The organism is Pseudomonas kitaguniensis, assembly GCF_049199985.1.
Classification (GTDB): domain Bacteria; phylum Pseudomonadota; class Gammaproteobacteria; order Pseudomonadales; family Pseudomonadaceae; genus Aquipseudomonas; species Aquipseudomonas kitaguniensis.
The window spans coordinates 1-19,714 of the sequence record NZ_JBLZPT010000022.1; the positions used below are offsets into that span (position 1 = coordinate 1).

20 protein-coding genes are annotated in these 19,714 nt (G+C 59.3%); 6 read left to right on the forward strand and 14 right to left on the reverse strand.

The features are described 5' to 3' along the window. Positions 1 to 279 precede the first annotated feature (279 nt). From msrQ to mrcB, 9 genes are all read right to left on the reverse strand, one after another. Positions 280 to 900: a protein-methionine-sulfoxide reductase heme-binding subunit MsrQ gene (msrQ, locus tag ACOZK9_RS21910; RefSeq protein WP_058412515.1), complete on the reverse strand. Its 621-nt coding sequence runs from the start codon at positions 898 to 900 to the stop codon at positions 280 to 282. After that, positions 900 to 1,913, reverse strand: coding sequence for a protein-methionine-sulfoxide reductase catalytic subunit MsrP (gene msrP, locus ACOZK9_RS21915; protein WP_421556562.1), 1,014 nt, complete (start codon positions 1,911 to 1,913; stop codon positions 900 to 902). Before msrP ends, msrQ begins: the two co-directional genes overlap by 1 nt. A gap of 63 nt (positions 1,914 to 1,976) precedes the next feature. Next, a complete protein-coding gene (pssA, locus tag ACOZK9_RS21920) occupies positions 1,977 to 2,834 on the reverse strand; it encodes a CDP-diacylglycerol--serine O-phosphatidyltransferase (protein WP_058412517.1) in 858 nt (285 codons plus the stop codon). 145 nt (positions 2,835 to 2,979) lie between these two features. Further along, positions 2,980 to 3,996, reverse strand: coding sequence for a ketol-acid reductoisomerase (gene ilvC, locus ACOZK9_RS21925; RefSeq protein ID WP_007948647.1), 1,017 nt, complete (start codon positions 3,994 to 3,996; stop codon positions 2,980 to 2,982). Positions 3,997 to 4,043: 47 nt separating this feature from the next. Next, a complete protein-coding gene (gene ilvN, locus ACOZK9_RS21930; RefSeq protein WP_003176102.1) occupies positions 4,044 to 4,535 on the reverse strand; it encodes an acetolactate synthase small subunit in 492 nt (163 codons plus the stop codon). A gap of 2 nt (positions 4,536 to 4,537) precedes the next feature. Beyond that, the gene (locus ACOZK9_RS21935) at positions 4,538 to 6,262 is read right to left on the reverse strand and encodes an acetolactate synthase 3 large subunit (RefSeq protein WP_058412584.1); all 1,725 of its coding nucleotides are present in this window, start codon (positions 6,260 to 6,262) and stop codon (positions 4,538 to 4,540) included. A gap of 431 nt (positions 6,263 to 6,693) precedes the next feature. Beyond that, positions 6,694 to 7,023: a YqcC family protein gene (locus ACOZK9_RS21940; RefSeq protein ID WP_122250196.1), complete on the reverse strand. Its 330-nt coding sequence runs from the start codon at positions 7,021 to 7,023 to the stop codon at positions 6,694 to 6,696. After that, a complete protein-coding gene (locus tag ACOZK9_RS21945; protein ID WP_172979651.1) occupies positions 7,023 to 7,757 on the reverse strand; it encodes a tetratricopeptide repeat protein in 735 nt (244 codons plus the stop codon). Before ACOZK9_RS21945 ends, ACOZK9_RS21940 begins: the two co-directional genes overlap by 1 nt. Positions 7,758 to 7,773: 16 nt before the next feature. Next, a complete protein-coding gene (gene mrcB, locus ACOZK9_RS21950; RefSeq protein ID WP_152749044.1) occupies positions 7,774 to 10,101 on the reverse strand; it encodes a penicillin-binding protein 1B in 2,328 nt (775 codons plus the stop codon). A 118-nt stretch (positions 10,102 to 10,219) separates the two neighbouring features. On the opposite strand from mrcB, the gene ACOZK9_RS21955 reads away from it, so the two are divergent. The 3 genes from ACOZK9_RS21955 (at position 10,220) to ACOZK9_RS21965 (ending at position 12,687) form a co-directional block, all read left to right on the forward strand. After that, positions 10,220 to 11,776: a bifunctional aminoglycoside phosphotransferase/ATP-binding protein gene (locus ACOZK9_RS21955; RefSeq protein WP_122250198.1), complete on the forward strand. Its 1,557-nt coding sequence runs from the start codon at positions 10,220 to 10,222 to the stop codon at positions 11,774 to 11,776. A 93-nt stretch (positions 11,777 to 11,869) separates the two neighbouring features. Next, complete coding sequence (locus ACOZK9_RS21960) at positions 11,870 to 12,214, forward strand: pentapeptide repeat-containing protein (RefSeq protein ID WP_058412522.1); 345 nt, start codon at positions 11,870 to 11,872, stop codon at positions 12,212 to 12,214. A gap of 200 nt (positions 12,215 to 12,414) precedes the next feature. Continuing rightward, a complete protein-coding gene (locus ACOZK9_RS21965; RefSeq protein WP_058412523.1) occupies positions 12,415 to 12,687 on the forward strand; it encodes a TfoX/Sxy family protein in 273 nt (90 codons plus the stop codon). Positions 12,688 to 12,930: 243 nt separating this feature from the next. Here ACOZK9_RS21965 and ACOZK9_RS21970 read toward each other — a convergent pair whose 3' ends face one another. The 3 genes from ACOZK9_RS21970 to ACOZK9_RS21980 are packed head-to-tail and all read right to left on the reverse strand — an operon-like array spanning position 12,931 to position 15,610. Next, a complete protein-coding gene (locus tag ACOZK9_RS21970) occupies positions 12,931 to 13,698 on the reverse strand; it encodes a heme ABC transporter ATP-binding protein (RefSeq protein WP_152749043.1) in 768 nt (255 codons plus the stop codon). After that, a complete protein-coding gene (locus tag ACOZK9_RS21975) occupies positions 13,698 to 14,735 on the reverse strand; it encodes a FecCD family ABC transporter permease (RefSeq protein WP_122250200.1) in 1,038 nt (345 codons plus the stop codon). Before ACOZK9_RS21975 ends, ACOZK9_RS21970 begins: the two co-directional genes overlap by 1 nt. Then, a complete protein-coding gene (locus ACOZK9_RS21980; protein WP_122250201.1) occupies positions 14,732 to 15,610 on the reverse strand; it encodes a heme/hemin ABC transporter substrate-binding protein in 879 nt (292 codons plus the stop codon). Before ACOZK9_RS21980 ends, ACOZK9_RS21975 begins: the two co-directional genes overlap by 4 nt. A 156-nt stretch (positions 15,611 to 15,766) precedes the next feature. Here ACOZK9_RS21980 and ACOZK9_RS21985 point away from each other — a divergent pair, with 156 nt between their 5' ends. After that, complete coding sequence (locus ACOZK9_RS21985; protein ID WP_058412527.1) at positions 15,767 to 16,084, forward strand: Rieske (2Fe-2S) protein; 318 nt, start codon at positions 15,767 to 15,769, stop codon at positions 16,082 to 16,084. Here ACOZK9_RS21985 and sfsA read toward each other — a convergent pair. Both sfsA and ACOZK9_RS21995 read right to left on the reverse strand, forming a co-directional pair. Then, positions 16,081 to 16,794, reverse strand: a complete 714-nt coding sequence (gene sfsA, locus ACOZK9_RS21990; RefSeq protein ID WP_058412528.1) for a DNA/RNA nuclease SfsA — start codon at positions 16,792 to 16,794, stop codon at positions 16,081 to 16,083. The two genes, ACOZK9_RS21985 and sfsA, sit on opposite strands and share 4 nt — an antisense overlap. Further along, positions 16,794 to 17,966 (reverse strand): pyridoxal phosphate-dependent aminotransferase, encoded by a 1,173-nt coding sequence (locus ACOZK9_RS21995; protein WP_122250202.1) that lies wholly within the window; start codon positions 17,964 to 17,966, stop codon positions 16,794 to 16,796. Before ACOZK9_RS21995 ends, sfsA begins: the two co-directional genes overlap by 1 nt. A 319-nt stretch (positions 17,967 to 18,285) precedes the next feature. Here ACOZK9_RS21995 and dksA point away from each other — a divergent pair, with 319 nt between their 5' ends. Beyond that, complete coding sequence (gene dksA / locus ACOZK9_RS22000) at positions 18,286 to 18,726, forward strand: RNA polymerase-binding protein DksA (RefSeq protein ID WP_058412530.1); 441 nt, start codon at positions 18,286 to 18,288, stop codon at positions 18,724 to 18,726. Positions 18,727 to 18,809: 83 nt separating this feature from the next. Further along, entirely contained in the window at positions 18,810 to 19,697 is an 888-nt protein-coding gene (gene gluQRS / locus ACOZK9_RS22005; protein WP_152749040.1) for a tRNA glutamyl-Q(34) synthetase GluQRS, read from the forward strand. Positions 19,698 to 19,714 lie beyond the last annotated feature (17 nt).

A 19,714-nucleotide genomic window follows, 5' to 3' on the forward strand; every position in this document is an offset into this window, starting at 1 on the left:
TCAACCACTTGCGCTTCCGATCTCTCGTTAGCGGGAGGCGAATTCTACAGCGTTACACGCTGCTGTCAACACCTCTTTTTCTCCGCTTTCGACCGAGAAGATCGAAACGTTAATAGAGCCAAACAACGCCGCTCTACCAACTCCCTCTGGGCTTCGATGAACTGAAGCAACTCGCCGTCGAATCTCGCATAACTCTTTGTTTACCAAGGAGTTTTCCGTTTCGACTGCGCCGGAAGTGGGGCGAATTATAGACTTCCAGGATCTGCCGTCAAGCACTAATTACGCTTTTGTTGCAGAAGGTGGTTTTTTAGCAATAAGGCGCGGGATTCGACGCATAACCGGAGGCAGCCGCAGCACTAGAAGCAGCGCACCTATAGATGCATAGATAGCCCACTCTTTAAGATCGGCCCGCACGATCCACAGCATATGCAGCAAACCCAGCCCTAGAATCACATAGATCAGGCGGTGCAGCTTCTTCCAACGGCTGCCCAGCCGCCGCTGACTATAGCGATTAGACGTTACCGCCAGCACCAGCAGCGACAGGAAACCTAACGCCCCCACAATAATGTAAGGCCGCTTGCGCAGCTCCACCCCAAGCTGAGACCAGTCGAGCCCCAGGACAAACACGCAATAGCCCGCCAAGTGCAGCACTGCATAGGCAAAACACCACAGGCCCAATTGCCGGCGCACCGCTATCCACCCCGCCCAACCGCTGAGTTTTTGCAGCGGCGTCATTCCCAAGGTGATCAACAGCAGAATCAAGGTGCCCAAGCCGAGCCGATCAACCAGCACTTTTCCCGGATCAGGCCCCAGGGCAGAACTCCACGCTTCATAGAGCCACCAGCATGGCCATATTGCCACTGCGATAAAGACGCCAATCCGCCAAATCGGGTAACGCATCAGTAATTCTTCCGCAGATCGAGGCCTGTATAGAGAGAGGCGACTTCATCCGAGTAGCCATTGAACATCTGCGTCTCACGCACGTTAGGGCTGAACAGGCCACTCGGCAGACGACGTTCCCGCGCTTGGGTCCAGCGGGGGTGATCAACCGTAGGGTTTACGTTCGCATAAAACCCGTACTCATCCGCCGCAATGCTCTGCCAGGTGGTTTTCGGCTGTTCGCTCACAAGGCTGATACGCACAATCGACTTCACACTCTTGAAACCGTATTTCCACGGCACCACCAGACGCAAAGGCGCGCCATTCTGGTTAGGCAGCTCGCGCCCGTACATGCCGACAGCCAGGATCGCCAAAGGATTCATCGCCTCATCAAGACGCAACCCTTCTATATAGGGCCAGTCAATCAAACCAAAGCTGGAGCGCTGCCCCGGCATGGTTTTAGGGTCCTGAAGGGTTTCAAATCGGATGTACTTGGCTTTGGAGGTCGGCTCAACCTGCTTGAGCAAGGCAGAAATCGGAAAACCCATCCAGGGAATGACCATTGACCACGCCTCAACGCAGCGCAAACGGTAGATCCGTTCTTCCAACTGATAAGGCTTCATGAAGTCTTCCAGGGCGTAACGCCCAGGTTTGCCCACCTCGCCATCTATCACAACACTCCAGGGTTCGGTTTTGAGTGAACCCGCATTCGTCGCCGGGTCGCCCTTGCCTGTGCCGAACTCATAGAAGTTGTTGTAGTGGGTGGCGTCCTTGAATGGAGTGATGGCCTCGTCTTTCACCGTTACCGCCTGCCATTTTGTGCTCGGCAATTTTTCGGTAAACCATTTCGGCGCATTACCCGGCTCGACATCCGCATAACGTGCAGCATCGTCAGCACTGGCCAGGCGTGGCAAGGCACTGACGGCAATACCGGCAAGTGCGCCGCCGAGCAAGCTACGTCGAGAGAGATAAAAAGATTCAGGCGTGACATCCGATTCATGACAATCGGACGCTTTGGGGATTTTGATTAACATGGCAACTCCGCAGCATTGGAGGACTGATGCACCAATAGACTGCGGAGTATGGACGAAATTACATTAAGGCAATGTTTTGTCCCGGCGCAGATGCAGCAAGTACTGAACCGGCCCAGACGCGGCGTAGACCAGGAAAGCCAGCAGCAAAATACGCGGCGGATCACTGAACACGACCGCGAACACCAGCACCACTACCAGGATCGCCACAAAAGGCACGCGCCCCTTGAGGTCTAACTCCTTGAAACTGTTGTACTTGATATTACTGACCATCAGCATACCGGCCGCCGCAACCATCAAGGCCACCAGGAATGACATCTTCGAACCCTGGATGCCGTAGTCACTGAAGGCCCACACGATACCCGCCACCACTCCCGCAGCAGCCGGGCTGGCAAGACCAATGAAATAACGCTTGTCGGCAGTACCAACCTGGGTATTGAAGCGCGCCAGGCGCAACGCGGCGCCCGCGACATAGATGAAGGCGACCATCCAGCCGACTTTGCCCATATCCCCCAGCGCCCAGGCGAAGGCCAGCAATGCGGGTGCGACACCAAAGGCAACCATGTCCGACAAGGAGTCGTACTCGGCACCGAAGGCACTTTGGGTATTGGTCATACGTGCCACACGGCCATCAAGGCCGTCGAGCACCATGGCGACGAAAATTGCGATGGCGGCAAACCCGAAATACTTGCTTGCGCTGACCGCATCTCCCGCCGCCAAAGCGCTTTGAGCGCTCATGGAGTTAATGATGGAGTAGAAGCCGGCAAACAGGTTCGCGGTAGTGAACAGGTTGGGCAGAAGATAGATGCCACGATGCCGGACCTTGCGGCCTTCCGCGTCATGCCCGTCTTCGACATGTTCATCGATCGGCAGCAGGCTTTCGGCGTCATAAGCCTGGCGTGGCTCTTCGGGACGTTCGGTCATGGACTTTACCTTGCAACGGTGTGAAAAAAATTCGACAGATACTTGCGACGCGTGTTCGCCCGCAAACGATGCAGCTTTATACCAGAACCCGCCTCTCAAACGAAAAAACGCGGCCTAAGCCGCGTTTTCCGTTGATGCGTACGACTTAGTTTTTGGCTTTGTCGACGATCTTGTTGGCACCGATCCACGGCATCATGGAGCGCAGTTGCTCGCCGATGATTTCGATACCGTGAGCGGCGTTGTTACGACGCTTGGCGGTCATCGAAGGGTAGCCGGTAGCGCCTTCGCTGATGAACATTTTGGCGTATTCGCCGTCCTGAATACGTTTCAGGGCGTTGCGCATAGCCTGACGGGACTCGGCGTTGATCACTTCCGGGCCAGTCACGTACTCGCCGTATTCGGCGTTGTTGGAGATCGAGTAGTTCATGTTGGCGATACCGCCTTCGTACATGAGGTCGACGATCAGCTTCAGTTCGTGCAGGCACTCAAAGTAGGCCATTTCTGGCGCGTAGCCTGCTTCAACCAGGGTTTCGAAACCGGCTTTGACCAGTTCAACAGTGCCACCGCACAGAACCGCTTGCTCGCCGAACAGGTCGGTTTCAGTTTCGTCCTTGAAGGTGGTTTCGATGATGCCGGTACGACCGCCACCCACGCCGGCGGCGTAGGACAATGCAACGTTTTTGGCGTTGCCCGACGCGTCCTGGTAGATCGCGATCAGGTCAGGGATACCGCCGCCCTTGACGAACTCGGAACGCACGGTGTGGCCCGGTGCTTTCGGCGCGATCATGATCACGTCGAGGTCGGCGCGCGGAACAACCTGGTTGTAGTGAATCGCAAAGCCGTGGGAGAAGGCCAGGGTGGCGCCTTTCTTGATATTCGGCTCGATTTCGTTCTTGTACAGCGCGGACTGGAACTCGTCCGGGGTCAGGATCATGACCAGGTCGGCCGCCGCAACAGCAGAAGCAACGTCAGTCACTTTCAGGCCATGGGCCTCAGCCTTGGCAACCGTGGCCGAGCCTTTGCGCAGGCCAACAGTCACGTCAACGCCGGAATCTTTCAGGTTGCAAGCTTGCGCGTGGCCCTGGGAGCCGTAGCCGATGATGGCGACTTTTTTGCCCTGGATGATCGACAGGTCACAATCTTTTTCGTAATAAACTTTCATGAGGTTCCTCTATATATCCAGGCCGTAAGGCCATTCACTAATTTGGGTTAGATGCTGAGTACTTTGTCGCCACGGGCAATCCCGGTGACACCACTGCGTACAGTTTCCAGAATCGAGGCCGTCCCGATCGACTGGATGAAGCTGTCCAGCTTGTCGCTTGTACCGGTCAGTTGAACGGTATAAACGCTGGCGCTCACATCGACGATCTGCCCGCGATAAATGTCGGTAGTGCGTTTGATCTCGGCACGCTGGGCGCCTGTGGCTTTAACCTTGACCAGCATCAGCTCGCGCTCGATGTGGGCACTTTCCGACAGGTCGACCAGCTTGACCACTTCGATCAGCTTGTTGAGGTTCTTGGTGATCTGCTCGATCACCTCATCATGACCCACGGTGGTCAGCGTCAGGCGCGACAAGGTCGGGTCTTCGGTCGGGGCCACGGTCAGGCTTTCGATGTTGTAGTTGCGTTGCGAAAACAGGCCGACAACACGAGACAGAGCGCCGGGTTCGTTCTCCAGAAGCAGGGAGATAATGTGCCGCATGATTAAGTACGCTCCGTCTTGTTCAGCCACATGTCGCGCATAGAGCCGTCTTTGATCTGCATCGGGTAGACGTGCTCGCTGGTATCTACCTGAATATCCAGGAACACCAGGCGGTCCTTCATGGCGAACGCCTCTTCCATCTTCGGCTTCAGATCTTTCAAATCAGTGATACGCATGCCGACGTGGCCATAGGCTTCAACCAATTTGACGAAATCCGGCAGCGACTCCATATAGGAATGGGAGTGACGGCTACCGTAGCTCATGTCCTGCCATTGGCGAACCATGCCCAACACGCCGTTGTTCAAGCAGACGATCTTCACCGGAAGACCGTACTGCAAGCACGTCGACAGTTCCTGGATGTTCATCTGGATGCTGCCTTCGCCGGTCACGCACGCAACGTCGTTGTCGGGGAAGTTCAGCTTCACACCCATGGCCGCAGGGAAACCAAAGCCCATCGTGCCCAGGCCGCCGGAGTTGATCCAGCGGTTAGGTTTGTCGAACCTGTAATACTGCGCGGCGAACATCTGGTGCTGGCCCACGTCGGAGGTCACAAAGGCGTCGCCCTTGGTCACTTCGCACAGGGTCTCGATCACGGTTTGTGGCTTGATGATGCTGCCGTCGCCCTTGTCGTAAGGGAACAGGCCACGGTCACCGCGCCATTCGTCGATCTGCTTCCACCAACTGGCAACGGACTCCTTGTTCGGCGCCTCGCCGATGTCCTTGAGTGCAGCGACCATTTCGGTCAGCACGCTCTCCACTGGCCCAACAATCGGCACGTCGGCCTTGATGGTCTTGGAGATGGACGCCGGGTCGATGTCGATGTGGATGATCTTGGCATTCGGGCAGAACTTGCTCGCGCCGTTGATCACACGGTCATCAAAACGCGCGCCCACGGCCAGAATCACGTCAGCGTGGTGCATGGCCAGGTTGGCAGTGTAGCTGCCGTGCATGCCAAGCATGCCGACGAACTGACGATCCGTGCCCGGGAATGCGCCCAGCCCCATCAAGGTGTTGGTGACCGGCAGGTTAAGCAGTTTGGCCAATTCGGTCAGCGGCGCGGAACCGCCCCCCAGAATCACCCCACCGCCCGAGTACAGCACTGGGCGCTTGGCCGCCAGAAGCATTTCTGCCGCCTTGCGGATTTGCCCCGAGTGCCCACGAACGGCCGGGCTGTAGGAACGCAGCTTGGCTTTCTTCGGGAAGATGTATTCGAATTTTTCAGCCGGGTTGGTCATGTCTTTCGGGATGTCTACGACGACGGGGCCCGGGCGACCGGACTGCGCGAGGTAGAACGCCTTTTTCATGACTTCCGGGATTTCCGACGCATGCTTGATCATGAAGCTGTGTTTCACGATCGGCCGGGAGATACCGATCATGTCGGTTTCCTGGAACGCGTCGGTACCGACCATGGTACTTGCCACTTGGCCGGAAATGATCACCATCGGAATGGAGTCCATATACGCAGTCGCGATGCCGGTAATGGCATTGGTTGCGCCAGGGCCGGACGTTACCAGTACCACACCGGCTTTACCGGTGGCACGGGCGTAACCGTCAGCCATATGGGTTGCGGCCTGTTCGTGGCGAACCAGGATGTGGGTAACAGCCGGTTCCTTGAACAGTGCGTCGTAAACATGCAGCAGAGCACCACCTGGGTACCCGTAGATATAGTCGACGCCTTCGTCACGCAAAAAGCGGACGAGCATCTCACCGCCAGATAAAAGCTCCACGTTGTTCACCTCTAAAACGCCAGAATACCGTCCGTTAAAAACCGACGGGTCTTAATAGGTTTACTTCTCAACAGAGCATGAGCGACGGTGGTCGCCGACTACGTCAGCACTGACTGAGCAAGTATTGGGATCGTCCCAAGTGTTGCGGGCTTTTCCCACCCAGCGCGAGGTAACGCGTTGCGGGTGTTACAGGTCGGCGCGGATGTGCGCCTCATGATCTGCTGAGCGGGCCTGCTTCTGGCAGTCCCGATACAGCGGACTTTGGATTCTTCTGTTTCAGGCCGTTCAAGTCAAGCAATAATTGCGCTTTTTTCCAACTAAGCGCATCAGAACGTAGAAGAAAGGGCTTTGAGGAGGGATAAAACTCGCCTGAATGTCGTCAAGCGGTAGAAATATGCGCAAGACTGCCGGAAAACCCGGCAGTCAGGCAATTAACGAGCGTCGACGATCAATTGGTCGAACTTTTTCAGCGCATTTCGCAAACCAAGGCTTTGCAGCGGCCGGTCGGCGTAGACCATCTCAGCCATCTCCATAATCCCCGAGGCATTTGGCAACGGCAGATCATGTTCAAGGATCTGCTTCATGCGCACCAGGAAAATCCATTGCAGCCACTGGTGAAAGTCCAGGGTATCCACCGCAAATGGCTCGACGCTGCCGAGCGCTTCGGCGCTGGGGGACACGTCGTCCCACCAGCCCTGCAGGCGCAGTTCGCGCTCGATCAGCAATAACTGTTCGGCAATGGCGGGAAACCGTGCATCCATCAGAGGCTGACCTTGGCTTTTTGCCGAGCTTGCGCAGCACCGGCGGCGTCGCCCTGTGCGGCACGCGCGTCACCAATCAACGCCCAAAGGCTGGCTTGCAGGTCTGGGCGGCCATTGGCCAGGCTCAGGCCACGCCGGGCAAACTGCTCGGCTTGCGGCGCATCACCCTGGGCCAGGCGCACTTGGGCCAGGCGATACAACACTTGTGGCTCGCGAGGCGCTACACGCTGAGCGCGCTCAAGGCTCGACGACGCGCCGTTCAAGTCACCACCGGCCTGCTGCTGCTGGGCGGTAGTGAGCAAGGACAGCACCGGGCCATCCAGTTGCTCGTCAGCCGACAGGCCACCCGCACTGGACGACGACGGAATACCGCTTGGCGTCGACGGCATGTTGTAGGTGCCCTGATTGACCGGCGCCGTTTGAACCGGCGCAGTGTCGATCGGCGCCGAGGTGCTCGGCCCTGGGGTCCACGGCTCAGCGCTGATCGGCGCAGCAGCGGCCGCCCCGCCGCCCGGCACCATCACCACCACACCCGAATCTTGCGGTATGGCTTGAGGTGTGGCTTGGGCAGGACGCTTGACCACGGTCTGACGGAAACCGCCGTTGGCCGAGATGCGGTCGTTATTCGAGACAGCCGAACTCGAATCCACCACAGGGATCGAGCCGCGCTGCACGCTGGCGCAACCGTTGAGCAAAGCCAGAGCTGTAATAGCTGGAATCCACCACTTGTTCACTTGAAACCCTCTTTGCTTAATTCATCCAGCCCTTGACCCAATCCATCACCGATTCCGCGTCAGCGGGGGCACTGCCACCGCACGCGACGCCGGGTGGTGGCTCGCTGCCGCGAATATACGGCATCTGTACCGCGCCGGGGCAGTTGGCATCGGAGCCCTGCCCGGTGTGCGGATCAATCCAGGCCTGCACGATGTTATCCGGCTGCGGCATGTTCAGCGGCAGCGGGTCGGCTTTGCGCATAAAGCTGGTCCAGACCTGCAACGCACCCGTCGCACCGGTGAACGGCGTCTTGCCATTGTCGTCGCGGCCCAGCCATACCACGGCCAGCACATCCTGGCCGAAGCCTGCGAACCAACTGTCACGCGAATCGTTACTGGTACCGGTCTTGCCCGCGAGTGTCAGGTTCGCCGGCAGCACGCTGTAGACCGAGCGCCCGGTGCCTTCACGCATCACGCGTTGCATGGCGTTCTGGATCAGGTAGATGGAGCCCGCATCAAAACGTTGCTGAATCTGGAACGGATAACGCTTGAGCGGCTCGCCCTCGGCGGTCAGCACGCTGCGAATGCCGCGCATCGGTGTATTAAAGCCACCGTTGGCGAGCGTCTGGTACATCGTCGCCACTTCCATCGGGGTCATGGCGCCAGCGCCCAGCAGTATCGATGGGAACGCCGGGAACTCACGGTTGATGCCCAGGCGGCCCAAGGTTTTCAGCACATTCGGCACCCCCACTTCAAGCCCAAGGCGCGAGGTGGAAATGTTGTAGGAATGCGCCAAGCCCTGATACAGGAAGACGGTGCCGTGCGAGCGTCGATCAAAGTTCTGCGGCGTCCACACTTGGCCGTCTGCACCTTTGACCGACAGCGGGTCATCCGAGAGCCAACTGGTCAGGGTGTATTTGCTCGGTTTTTCCAGGGCCGTCAGGTACACCGCCGGCTTAACCAGCGAGCCGATTGGCCGCACCGCATCCAGCGCGCGGTTGAAGCCGGCGAAACTGGCCTGACGGCTGCCGATCATGGCCTGCACTTCACCGGTTTCCGGGTTGGTCACAACCATGGCCGCTTCTACTTCGTCGGAGCCTTTACGGCCCGTCAGGCGCTTGAAGGTATCGTTGACCGACGCTTCGGCTTTCATCTGCAAAATCGGGTCGAAGCTGGTGAAGATCCGCAGGCCTTCTTCGGTCAAGTCCTCGTCGCGGTAGTCTTCACGCAACTGGCGCTTGACCAGGTCGATAAAGCCCGGGAACGAGCTGTCGGCCAGCTTGCCGCGAGTGGTTACACCCAGTGGCATTTTTTTCGCAGCCGCCACTTGCTCGGCAGTGGCCACGCCTTGCTGCTCCAGCACGTCGAGCACCAGGTTACGCCGTTCGAGCGCGCGCTCCGGGTTGCGACGCGGGTTGTAATACGACGGACCCTTGACCATCCCCACCAGCAGCGCGACTTGATGCAATTTCAACTCGGACAATGGCTGGCCAAAGAAGAACTGACTGGCCAAACCGAAACCGTGCACGGCGCGCTGGCCATCCTGACCGACGAATACCTCGTTGAGGTACGCCTCAAGGATTTCCTGCTTGCTGTAATGCAACTCCAACAGCATGGCCATCATGGCTTCGGTGAGCTTGCGGGTCAGGCTGCGTTCGTTGGTCAGGTAGAAGTTCTTGACCAATTGTTGCGTCAGCGTGCTGCCGCCCTGAGTCATCTTGCCGCCGGAGGTGTTAACCCAGAGGGCGCGGGCAATCGATTTGGGTGAGACACCCCAGTGGCTGTAGAAATCGCGGTCTTCAACCGCCACCAGGGTTTCGAGCAAGTAGGGAGGCACCTGATCAAGCTTGATCAGGATGCGATCTTCAAGGTTTTTCGGGTAAATGCCGCCGATCATCAACGGCTCCAAGCGCACCACGGGCAGCTTCGAACCATTCAGCGACGACAGCTCGGCGACGTAATCGCCAGAGAAGCGCACGCGCACCGGCTGGGCTTTTTCCAGGCCTTCATAGAACTGGAAGCCACGGGTGTTCAGGTCGACGGTATTGCCGCTGACGGCCGCAGAGCCCGGGCCATTGCTCACGGGTTCGCGGCGATAGCCCAAGGCGTCGAGCTCGGTGAGGAAGTCATCCTTGCTCAGCTTTTGGCCGGTGAACAGTTCCAACGGGCGTGCGTACACTTTGGCCGGAATGGTCCAGCGCTTGCCGGAGAACTTCTCCTGCACCACAGCGTCGAGGTACACCGCGAAGCCTGCGAGCACCACAAGGCCCACCAGGCCGAGCTTGAGCGCCCAGCCCAGCCACGGGCGCAGGCCACGCGAAGGAGGAGGTTTTTTACGGGAACGGGGAGATCGGGTTCGAGTCATGGCGGCGGATTATACGCACTTTATTGCTGATCAACATGAGCCGGACAGCGGTTTGCACGACCGGTTGTAACCGCCATAATGCACGCCATGATTTCCCCCAGACTTTGAAGGATCGCCCGTGAGCCAGTCCCTGATCGCTGCCCTGCAAAACCCGGCTTTGTATCCCCATCCGGTTGAAGCGTTTCAAGTCATCGAGACGCATATTTCGTGGGTCATCCTGACGGGTCCCTTCGCTTATAAATTGAAGAAACCGATGAACTTCGGCTTTCTGGATTTTACCGACTTGAGTGATCGCGGCCACTTCTGCAACGAAGAGCTGCGTCTCAACCAGCGCCTGACCGAAGATTTGTATCTTGAGGTGTTGCCGATTACCGGCACTGCCCAAGCGCCACAATTGAATGGCGAAGGCCCGGCGATCGAGTACGCGCTCAAAATGCGCCAGTTCCCGCAAAGCCAACTGCTCAGCACGTTGCAAGCCAATGGCGAACTGACCAGTGCGCACGTCGATGAACTGGCCAAACAGATTGCGCACTTCCACCTGACCGCGCCCAAGGTGCCGCAGGAACACCCGGCCGGCACGCCGGACGAGGTCATGGCGCCGGTACGCCAGAACTTCGATCAGATCCGCCCGTTCCTCAGCGACAAGGCCGACCTGGCTCAGTTGGAGGCGCTGCAAGCCTGGGCTGAAAGCAGCTTCGAACGCCTTAAGCCGTTGCTGGCACAGCGCAAGCTGGACGGCTTCACCCGCGAATGCCATGGCGATATTCATTTGGGCAACGCGACGCTGATCGACGGCCACGTCGTGATCTTCGACTGCATCGAATTCAACGAGCCGTTCCGCTTTACCGATGTCTACGCCGACAGCGCGTTCCTGGCGATGGACCTTGAAGACCGCGGCCTCAAGTCTCTGGCGCGCCGCTTTATCAGCCAATACCTGGAACTGACCGGCGACTACCAGGGCCTTGAAGTGCTCAACTTCTATAAAGCCTACCGCGCGCTGGTACGCGCCAAAGTGGCGTTGTTCAGTATGCCGAGCGAGGCCAGCCCGGTGGAGCGCGCCACTACCCTGCGCCAGTACCGCAACTACGCCAACCTGGCTGAAAGCTACAGCACTATTCCCTCACGCTTCCTGGCAATTACGCACGGTGTATCAGCCGTCGGCAAGAGCCACGTGGCCATGCGCATGGTCGAAGCGTTGGGCGCCGTACGCTTGCGTTCGGATGTGGAACGCAAGCGCCTGTTTGGCGAGCAGCCTGTCGAAAACACGCCACAGGCCGGCATCTATACCGCCGACGCCAGTGCTGCGACCTACGCCCGCCTGAACGAAATTGCCGACAGCGTATTGCGCGCCGGCTACCCAGTGGTGCTGGATGCCACCTTCTTGAAACACGAGCAGCGCGACGCAGCCGCCAAGATTGCCGAGGCCACCGGCGCGCCCTTCCTGATCCTGGATTGCAACGCACCACAGGCCGTTATCGCCAGTTGGCTGGCACAGCGTCAGGCAGATAAAAACGATCCGTCCGACGCGACCTTGGCGGTTATCGAAGCGCAGCAGGCCAACCGCGATGCGTTGTCGGCTGAAGAACTGCTGCTGAGCAAACGTGTCGAAACCAATGAAAGCGGCACCCTCGACGCCTTGGTCGCACACATTCGCCAACGCCTGCCGGGCCTGTAAAAAAATATTTTCTGGTCGTGTCACCGACTTCGGTGCACGATCGAGAAAATATGCCACCATAATGACATCACCCTTAAAGCAGGAGTCGTCGTCATGAGTCAGCCAAAGCTTCTTGATACACCGCTCTACGCACTCCTGCACAAGGACGATGTTCGCGGCTTCAACCAGCAGCGTCCCAAAGACGGCGCTATTGACATGCGCGGTGGCGACTTCCGCGGGCTCGACCTGCGTGAACTGGATGCAACCGGTGTGGATTTCACCGACGCCTACTTTCGCTCTGCCGACCTGCGTGGCCTGGACTTGCGCGGCTGCTCACTGGAAGGCGCCAGCCTGGCTCACGCGCAAATCTCCGGCACCTACTTTGCGCCTGAGCTGACTGCAGACGAGATTCTGATGTCGGTTAATTTCGGCACTCGCCTGCGCTACCGCACCAAGTAACCTCACGCCTCCAACGCTTGGTACGCGCCCGCGTGCCGGGTGCCTCCGCCTGCCTGCGGGCAAACGCCCCAGCGATTCTTATAGCTTTTCAGCCGTTACTGACCAAAGAACTACACTTTTCCTGCTGAGCGCTACACTCCTTTTCAGGCTTGCCTGGTCACGATACCCACCGCACCCTTCGGCCGTCGCATGGAGGCTTGATGAACGATGAGCTGCAACACCTGAAAAACCTTGGCAAGACGTCGGCTCAATGGCTGCACGCCGTGGGCATCCACAGTGCATCCGACCTGCGCCGCCTCGGGGCGGTCGATGCCTATAGAGCCGTGCGCACGCGCGGGTTCCGCGCATCCAAAGTACTCTTGTATGCCATTGAAGGCGCGCTGATGGATGTGCATTGGAACGACCTTCCCACAGAGCGTAAGGAAGCATTGAACCGCCAGCTGGAGGCAATTTCAGCGCGGCAGAAGAATTAGATCAGCAGTAACACCTAGCGTTTACGGGATTTCGTACGAGTGTTTGAGAAAACCGGCAGCGCACGCAAAAACAAGTGTTGACTCTCAAATGAGAATCGTTATGATTATCACAACTGGTCGCGAGATCAGCCGATAACTGAAAGACCATTGGTTCGGACTCTCAGATTATCTCCTCATCAGGCTAATCACGGTTATTTGACCCGGCGCTTGCCGGGTCTTTTTTTGCCTGTGAAAAAGCGCGTCTCAGCGCGCGATAATCAGCGGGTGCCCGCGTTCCGGATGCGGTTGTACCAGCACATCCAAACCAAACACGGCCTTCAACGGCTCAGGTCGTAACACCTTTGCCGGCGTATCCAGGGCGTGTGGGCGCCCATCTTCCAGCAACAGAATGCGATCACAGTAGCGAGCCGCCAGATTCAGGTCATGCAGGATCACCAACACTGCAGCGCCTCTGTCGGCAAAACTGCGGATGGCCTGCAAGGTGGTGTGCTGATGCAAAGGGTCAAGCATTGAGGTCGGCTCATCCAGCAGCAATGTCTGCCCTGCTTCGCCCGGCCATAACTGCGCCAGCACCCGCGCCAAGTGCACGCGCTGGCGCTCGCCGCCGGATAGCGCCAAGTAACTGCGACCGCTCAAGTGCGCCACATCCGCAGCTTGCAGCGCCGCGTGAATAATTTCGTCATCACGCACGTGACCGGTCTGATGCGGCAAGCGCCCCATGCCGACGACTTCTTCCACACGGAACGCGAAGTCCAGGGTCGAGGTTTGCGGCAACACCGCCAAGCGTTGCGCACGCTGCACGCCACTCCAACTTTTCAGTGCTTGCTGGTCCAGCCACACTTCGCCCTGATGCGGATGCAATTCGCCGCAGAGTGCACCGAGCAACGTGCTTTTGCCTGCGCCGTTAGGCCCCAAAACCCCAAGCACTTCGCCCGGCAGCAGGTCCAGGTCGACATTCGCCAACACAACCTTGCGCCCGCGACGGATCTGCAGCGCTTCGACTCGCAGCATCAGGCGCGCCCTCGCAGCAACAAAAACAGAAAAAACGGCGCGCCAATAAACGCCGTCACAATGCCAATCGGCAATTCCGCAGGCGCCAGTGCCAAACGCGCCACAAGGTCAGCAAACAGCAACAGACTTGCCCCCGCCAACACCGAAGCCGGAAGCAGTACCCGGTGGTCCGGCCCCGCCAGCAGCCGCACCAAATGCGGCACCACCAGCCCGACAAAACCGATCATGCCTGCCGCCGCCACTGCCGCGCCCACACCCAGCGCCGTACAAAACACCAGTTCGCGCTTGAGCCCTTCCACATTGACGCCAAGGTGACTGGCTTCAGACTCACCCAGTAACAATGCATTCAGCGCTTTGGCCCGGCGCGGCAACCACAGCGCCACCCCGGCGCTGACCAGCAACAACGGCCACAACCGCGAATAGCTCGCGCCATTAAGGCTGCCCAGGTTCCAGAACGTCAGGGTGCGCAAAGTGGCGTCGTCGGCCAAATAGGTAAACAGCCCCACCGCCGAACCGGCGAGCGCGGTGAGGGCGATGCCGGCCAGCAGCATCGTCGCCACATTGGTCTGGCCGTTGCGGCGCCCCAGGCGATAGACCAGCGCCGTTACCCCAAGCCCACCGAGAAACGCACACAACGACAACAAGTACGGCCCGAGCACCTCCGGCAACCCACCCAATAAAGAGCCGCCGACAATCGCCACCGCCGCCCCGAGCGCCGCGCCGCTGGACACGCCGACCAAACCGGGGTCCGCCAGCGGGTTGCGAAACAAGCCCTGCATCGCCACGCCCGACAACGCCAGTACGCCACCGACTGCCAGGCCCAGCAAGGTACGCGGCAGGCGAATCTGCCCAAGGATCAGTTCGGCCTGCTCCAGGCCTTGCGCCTCAATCGGCACCCCCATCAAGCGCAAGGCCGCGCGCAGCGTATCCAGCAGCGGCAGGCTGACCGGCCCTAACGCCAACGACAGCCAGATCGCCAAGACACACAGCAGCGTCAGCCCGATAAACAGCGTTTTGGGTTTAACCAGAGTGGTCATGGAGCAGTTTTAGCCTGAGACGGATAAAACCCGGCAGACAGTTGCACCAGGCTTTGCGGCAATCGCGGCCCCAGCCCGCCAACCAGCAGGGTTGGGTCCAGCTCGAACACCCGGGCATTCTTGGCCGCAGGCGTTAACGCCAACATCGGGTTTTCCTTGAACAACGCCGCGCGCGCCGCATCGCCCGTCAGTGCACGGTCAGCAAACACCAACACATCGGGGCTTAGCCCGGCCAAAGACTCCACCGAAAACGGCTTGTAACCGGTGTGAGTCGCCAAATTGCGCCCGCCCGCTTGACGCACTATCCAGTCAGCGGCCGTGTCTTTACCGGCTATCAACGGCTTGCCACCCGCGTGGCCCAGCACCAACAGGACACCCGGCGCCTTTTCGGTTGCCTGAGCCTTGGCGAGCCAACGTTGTTGCTGTTCAAGTGCGTGTTCATATTCAGTAAACAATTCGTCGGCCTTGGCCTGATTGCCGAGTAATTTGCCCAAGTGCTGCAGGTTGCCCTTCAAGGTCGCAAGGTCCGGCTGGGCCGAGAACATGTCTACTTGCACACCCGCGCCGCGAATCTGCGCCAGCACCGGTGGCGGCCCCATTTCTTCAGTGCCCACCAAAATTTGCGGGCGCAGGCTAAGGATGCCCTCGGCTGACAGTTGCCGTTGATAACCAATGCTTGGTAAGGCTTTTAGCGACTCCGGGTGCTGGCTGGTGGTATCGACCCCCACCAACTTCGACTCACCGCCCAAGGCCGTCACCCATTCCGATAACGCCCCGCCGGCACTGACCCAGCGTTGTGGCAGTTCAGTGGCATTTGCCGCGTGGTTGATCAGCAGTGCGGCAACGAGCGCGATAGCGCTGGTACTCAGGCGCATAACAGGGTTTCCTTCCAGGGGCAGGGCCACTCAAGCACGCGTCGATGTGACAGATAACACCTGACTGGCATCGTACTGAGCGCCCGATCAGCTAACGAGCGAAGCCCGCATTTGATAATTGTTTGCATTTGAACGTCAAGGTACTTAAGGATTGATATGAAGTTTCTCTGCCCCGCAGACGCCCTCGCGCCGAACACCAGCCGCGGATTCGAGATCGACGGCTGCAAGCTGCTGGCCGTGCGCAGGGACGGCGTTGCCTACTTCTATATCAACCGCTGCCCGCATCGCGGCATCCCGCTGGAATGGCAACCCGACCACTTCCTCGATACCAGCGCCAGCCTGATCCAGTGCGCTACCCACGGCGCGTTGTTCCTGATCGAAAGCGGCGAATGCATTGCCGGCCCTTGCGCGGGCAAAAGCCTCACCGCCCTGCCCGGCCGCGAAGACGAACACGGCTTGTGGGTTGAACTCTAGTCGCCGATCAGCACATCCAGGCGCCGCTCGACGTACATTTCTTCAGGCGTAACCCGCACACCGTAAGCCAACACCTCGACGCCGGCGGCCTTGGCCTCGCGCAACGCAGCAGCGTAACCGGCGTCTATTTCCACCGCCGGGCGCACCGCCTCGATCCCCGACAGACACACGCAATACAATTGCACCGCACGCACACCGTCGCGCGCCAAGTGCGCCAGTTCGCGCAAGTGCTTGGCGCCGCGCTGGGTCACGGCGTCGGGGAACGCCGCGACTGCCGTGCCATCGAAACCCAGCGTCACGCTTTTAACTTCGACATACGCCGCGCCCTGCGGGTAATCCAGGCGAAAGTCGATGCGGCTGTTTTCCTGGCCGTAGGGCACTTCGCGCTTCAAGGCGGTAAAGCCGTTGAGCTCGGTGATCACCCCGGCGCGCAATGCTTCCTCAACCAGTTGATTGGCACGCGCCGTGTTAACGCACGCCAGCCGGCCTTGCGGCGTTTCGGCGATTTCCCAAGTGCCCGGCAGCTTGCGCTTGGGATCATCGGAACGGCTGAACCAGACCTGGCCGCCTTCCACCATGCAGTTGAGCATCGAACCGGTGTTGGGGCAGTGAATCGTCAGTAACTCGCCGGTCAGGGTTTCGATATCGGTGAGGAAGCGTTTGTAGCGGCGAATCAGCCGTGCTTCTTCGAGGGGAGGATGAAAGCGCATCAGCCTTGCCAGCTCCGTAAGCCACGGGCGATTCGGTCCACCGCCTCCTGTAGTCGATCAAGGTTTTGCGTGTAGGCAAACCGCACATGGTGACCGGCCTGATGGCGGCCGAAATCCAGCCCCGGCGTAAAGGCCACGTGCTCGGTTTCGAGAAAATGGCGGCAGAATGCGAAGGCATCGCCGCCGAACGCGCTGATATTCGCATACAAGTAGAACGCGCCCTCGGGCTCTACCGCAATGCCGAAGCCCAATTCGCGCAAGGCCGGTAGCAGGAAATCGCGACGACGGCCGAACTCGGCGCGGCGTGCCTCCAGAATGCTCAGGGTTTGCGTGGTGAAACAGGCCAGTGCCGCGTGCTGGGCCATGCTCGGCGCACTGATGTAGAGGTTTTGCGCGAGCTTTTCCAATTCCCCCACAGCGGCGGGCGGCGCAACCAGCCAGCCGAGGCGCCAACCGGTCATACCGAAATACTTCGAAAAACTATTTAAGACGAAAGCATCGTCGTCGACTTCCAGCACGCTGCTGGCGTCGGTGCCGTAGGTGAGGCCGTGGTAGATCTCATCCACCACCAAGTGGCCGTTTCGCGCCTTGATTGCACTCGACAAGCCCGCCAATTCGTCACGCGTGAGCAGGGTGCCGGTCGGGTTGGCAGGCGACGCAACCAGCGCGCCCACGCTGTGCCGGTCCCAGTGCTTGGCAACCAGCTCGGCGGTCAATTGGTAGCGCACCTCAGGGCCTACCGGCACCAATTGCGCCGCGCCTTCCACCAACCGCAGGAAATGTCGGTTACACGGGTAGCCTGGGTCCGCCAATAGCCAGTGTTTGCCGGGGTCGACCAACAAGCTTGTGGCCAGCAACAACGCGCCGGAGCCGCCGGGCGTGATCAGGATGCGCTCAGGGTCTACGCTCAGGCCATAGCGCTGCTGATAAAACCCGCTGATCGCCTGGCGCAGCTCCGGCAAACCGCGAGCAGCAGTGTAGCGGGTCTTGCCGTTAGCCAATGCCGCCTGACCGGCCTGAATAATCGGCTCGGCCGTGGTGAAATCCGGCTCGCCGATTTCCAGGTGGATCACATCATGGCCGGCCGCTTGCAGTTCATTGGCGCGCGCCAGTAACGCCATGACATGAAAAGGTTCGATAGCGCGACTGCGCGCACTGTAGGGCTGAGCCATTAGCCTTCCTTAACGGTGAGGACAAAATTCGGATTCTACCGAACCCTCGCGGTAAAACATGCTCTATTGCCTGCTCGGCCAGGTATATGGCTCGGGCAAGTGCGTGCAAAACGACTAAAATCAACATTCGAGACGCTGCATAACCAGCCGTGGCGGGCTGTCTTTGTTTGCAACCTGTTTGCTGTGGCCGTCGACAACCGGGAGTGGCGCACCCTGAATCTATCTGGTAAGTTCGCCCGCTTGCAGCCGCAGGGCCGGCAGGTGTCGGTGACGTTGCAATCCTGCGCAATGGATTAGAAGAGTGAGAGGCGGTCTATTCATGTCCACCCAAGCAAAGCAACAGCAGCAGAGCCTCAGCGGCTTCACACCTTACGTCGAAACGAAGGGTGAGGAGTACATGGGTAAACCCATGCGCCAGCACTTCACCAAGATCCTGCACAAGTGGAAGCAGGACTTGATGCAAGAAGTCGACCGCACGGTTGATCACATGAAGGACGAAGCCGCCAACTTTCCGGACCCGGCAGACCGTGCCAGCCAGGAAGAGGAATTCGCCCTCGAACTGCGTGCGCGTGATCGCGAGCGCAAGCTGATCAAGAAAATCGACAAAACGCTGCAACTGATCGAAGACGAAGAATATGGCTGGTGCGAATCCTGCGGCGTCGAGATTGGTATTCGTCGCCTGGAAGCCCGCCCTACCGCGGACCTGTGCGTAGACTGCAAGACCTTGGCTGAAATCAAGGAAAAACAGGTCGGCAAGTAATCCTGCCGGGCTGAACGAATGGGGCGTGCAAACGCCCCATTTTTGTTTCTGGCGTTTAGCGATTTCCAGTAGTATCCGGCCCCATGACAGCCTCTTCCTATATCGGGCGTTTCGCCCCCACGCCCAGCGGCCACTTGCACTTCGGCTCACTGGTCGCCGCCCTCGCCTCCTACCTCGACGCCCGCGCCAACCATGGCCGCTGGCTGATGCGCATGGAAGACCTCGACCCGCCCCGCGAAGCACCCGGCGCCCAGGCGGCGATCCTGCACGCGCTGGAAAGCTACGGCTTTGAATGGGACGGTGAACGGGTTCTGCAAAGCGAGCGGCATGAGGCCTACGCCGACGTACTCAACAGCCTGTTCAACCACGGCCTGGCGTACGCCTGCACCTGTTCGCGCAAACAGCTCGAACCTTACAACGGCATTTACCCTGGGCTGTGCCGTAATGCCGGGCACGCTCAGCACGATGCGGCTATCCGCTTGCGCGTGCCCGAGCTGGATTACCACTTTACCGACCGCGTACAGGGCGAATTCCGACAGCATCTGGGCCGCGATGTGGGCGATTTTGTCATCCGTCGCCGCGACGGCTTCTATGCCTACCAACTGGCCGTGGTGCTCGACGATGCCTGGCAAGGTGTGACCGACATCGTGCGCGGCGCTGACTTGCTCGACTCCACGCCACGCCAGCTTTACCTGCAAGAGTTGCTGGGCCTGCGTCAACCGCGCTATTTGCACGTGCCACTGATCATCCAGCCGGACGGCAACAAGTTGGGCAAATCCTACCGTTCCCCGCCGTTGACACCGGACCAAGCCACGCCTTTGCTAGTGAGAGCATTGCGCGCCCTCGGCCAGCAACCCGGCGATGAACTGCTGCATGCCAGCCCACGCGAACTGCTGGATTGGGGCATCCGGCACTGGGATGCTTTGCTGATCCCGCGCACACTGACGCTGGCCGAGGCGCAATTGAGCTAAACGCGCTTGCAGCTTCC

Excerpts from the sequence above, each read along its gene's own strand:
- ACOZK9_RS21940 (WP_122250196.1), bottom strand. The coding sequence starts at position 7,023 with ATGGATGCACGGTTTCCCGCCATTGCCGAACAGTTATTGCTGATCGAG.
- ACOZK9_RS21960 (WP_058412522.1), top strand. The coding sequence starts at position 11,870 with ATGAGTCAGCCAAAGCTTCTTGATACACCGCTCTACGCACTCCTGCAC.
- ACOZK9_RS21965 (WP_058412523.1), top strand. The coding sequence starts at position 12,415 with ATGAACGATGAGCTGCAACACCTGAAAAACCTTGGCAAGACGTCGGCT.
- mrcB (WP_152749044.1), bottom strand. The coding sequence starts at position 10,101 with ATGACTCGAACCCGATCTCCCCGTTCCCGTAAAAAACCTCCTCCTTCG.
- ACOZK9_RS21985 (WP_058412527.1), top strand. The coding sequence starts at position 15,767 with ATGAAGTTTCTCTGCCCCGCAGACGCCCTCGCGCCGAACACCAGCCGC.
- pssA (WP_058412517.1), bottom strand. The coding sequence starts at position 2,834 with ATGACCGAACGTCCCGAAGAGCCACGCCAGGCTTATGACGCCGAAAGC.
- ilvC (WP_007948647.1), bottom strand. The coding sequence starts at position 3,996 with ATGAAAGTTTATTACGAAAAAGATTGTGACCTGTCGATCATCCAGGGC.
- ilvN (WP_003176102.1), bottom strand. The coding sequence starts at position 4,535 with ATGCGGCACATTATCTCCCTGCTTCTGGAGAACGAACCCGGCGCTCTG.
- gluQRS (WP_152749040.1), top strand. The coding sequence starts at position 18,810 with ATGACAGCCTCTTCCTATATCGGGCGTTTCGCCCCCACGCCCAGCGGC.
- ACOZK9_RS21975 (WP_122250200.1), bottom strand. The coding sequence starts at position 14,735 with ATGACCACTCTGGTTAAACCCAAAACGCTGTTTATCGGGCTGACGCTG.
- msrQ (WP_058412515.1), bottom strand. The coding sequence starts at position 900 with ATGCGTTACCCGATTTGGCGGATTGGCGTCTTTATCGCAGTGGCAATA.
- ACOZK9_RS21980 (WP_122250201.1), bottom strand. The coding sequence starts at position 15,610 with ATGCGCCTGAGTACCAGCGCTATCGCGCTCGTTGCCGCACTGCTGATC.
- msrP (WP_421556562.1), bottom strand. The coding sequence starts at position 1,913 with ATGTTAATCAAAATCCCCAAAGCGTCCGATTGTCATGAATCGGATGTC.
- dksA (WP_058412530.1), top strand. The coding sequence starts at position 18,286 with ATGTCCACCCAAGCAAAGCAACAGCAGCAGAGCCTCAGCGGCTTCACA.
- sfsA (WP_058412528.1), bottom strand. The coding sequence starts at position 16,794 with ATGCGCTTTCATCCTCCCCTCGAAGAAGCACGGCTGATTCGCCGCTAC.
- ACOZK9_RS21995 (WP_122250202.1), bottom strand. The coding sequence starts at position 17,966 with ATGGCTCAGCCCTACAGTGCGCGCAGTCGCGCTATCGAACCTTTTCAT.
- ACOZK9_RS21970 (WP_152749043.1), bottom strand. The coding sequence starts at position 13,698 with ATGCTGCGAGTCGAAGCGCTGCAGATCCGTCGCGGGCGCAAGGTTGTG.